We start from the raw sequence: 1774 nt of genomic DNA on the forward strand, positions 1-1774 counted from the left end.
TTATACCATAAAAGAGAGGATGTTTCTATATTTTTATGCCGAAAAATGTTGATTTTTCAAGGTTCAGAGCTCATTTTTTATGTGCGAAGTCTGAGTTACATAATGTTAATTCGTCGGGAGCTTAAGCTTTATAGAAGAACATTTTTAGGCATATCGGCAGAAGTTGTGTCCTCGTCTCTCCAGTTCTTTGTCTAACTCATCCAACATGATATTCGCCAACAGCGGGCTTAGCGGCCCACCTTGGGGAGTTCCTTCTTCTGTACTTACCTTTACTCCGTTTATCATCATCCCGGATTCCCAAGTACATCCTGATTAATTTCAGTGCTCGTTTGTCCCCTATCCGCTTCGCCAGTATTTGTTGCTTTATGATCGCCCAGTTCTCTTTGAGATATGGTAGAAGTTCGTCTACTCCCATCCCATCTATACCGTGGCTCCCTTTATTCGCAACTACTCGCTTGTATGCCTTTGTCATGTTCTCACGTCCAAGTATTTGCTCAAGCATATTACTGGTATATCTTCGTACATCGTTTCTTCCATCTCCTGACGCCGTCGATACACTATGCGCTTCCACTGTCCCCTGAGATTCCATCTCCTCCTCCAGCGGATAGCCCCCTTTCGAGGTTGTCTGCAGTCTTCGCATATCGTTCGAGTACATTAGACTTTCAAAACCTCCTAACGTTCAGCCCTTCCTTATCTCCTATCTCGGATAAGTACTATGGCCTCTGCTGACTTCTCAAGGCTCAGCCATACATCCCTGCATGGGTTGTCATTTCAAAGTTCATTTCCATGACATATCCTTGAGACCTCCCCGAGTAAGAACGATAACTTTCATCTCGTATATCTGCCAGATTTATTGTATGGAGTTCGGGTAGTGTTGGACTTCGTTTTGTTATGCAAACTCGTCCGCCCCAATTCAGCCTCTTATCTGGTTCGTATCCCTCAGACCGAGATTTTGCCTTCGGCTTCCTTCAGATTCCACCTCACGATGGACACCCTTGCGGTTCGGCTAGTGGTTCCCACTACCAAGCCCACAGCGGACTTTCACCGCCTAGTTATCGCCCATGCCGGGCGCACATAAAAAAAGCTCCTTTCTGCCAGAAAGGAGCTTTCTTCTTTATCTATACATAAAATTTTAGGCAGTATTATTATCTATGATCTATGTATCAATTTCGACCATATATAATACCTTATTGTCAATATCATATATTGCCAAAGCAAAGTTAAACGAAGGAGTGGTTTCCAAGTATTTCATGTCAATATCTCTATGCCCCTGTTTATTCACTACTTTCCAATATCCATTAGTAATTTTAGGAAGCCCAACTTCTTCGGCAATTCGGTAACTATAATTTCTATTTCCAGCCGTTCCTCCATACATGAGTAAATTTAATGCATCGGAAAGCGGAAGGGAACTCCAAGTACCGTCCTTTGCAATATACGAAAGGAATTCGGTTTCGCCTTCAACAGTAAAGGTATATCGATATAGGCTCTCTCCATCTCCATGGAATCCACCATGGCTGTCGTACAATCTTTCCCATACTGTGCCTTTAGGGAGCTTTATATCAAATAACCTTTTAAAACGATAAATACCTTCATTCGCCTGAAGAAAATAAAAATATAAGCAAAAAACTATGAAAAGGGATAATGGTATAATCCAAATACTTGCTATATATATGTTAGTTCTCAAACTTCGCAGTTAAATATTGACTGCTAGACCTTGAAAAATCAATAATTCAGCCAATTTATATACCTATTAAGATGCTTTTTTATACTCCAT

General features: G+C 41.1%; 1 protein-coding gene and 1 pseudogene. Both read right to left on the reverse strand.

Annotation, left to right across the window (positions count from 1 at the left end; translation table 11 throughout):
• Positions 1 to 147: 147 nt before the first annotated feature.
• Positions 148 to 655, reverse strand: a pseudogene (locus BM241_RS12100) (reverse transcriptase domain-containing protein); the annotation flags it as partial.
• A 501-nt stretch (positions 656 to 1156) separates the two neighbouring features.
• Complete coding sequence (locus BM241_RS12105) at positions 1157 to 1525, reverse strand: hypothetical protein (RefSeq protein WP_143094105.1); 369 nt, start codon at positions 1523 to 1525, stop codon at positions 1157 to 1159.
• Positions 1526 to 1774 lie beyond the last annotated feature (249 nt).

The sequence above is a fragment of the Caldicoprobacter faecalis genome, assembly GCF_900115765.1.
GTDB lineage: Bacteria > Bacillota > Clostridia > Caldicoprobacterales > Caldicoprobacteraceae > Caldicoprobacter > Caldicoprobacter oshimai.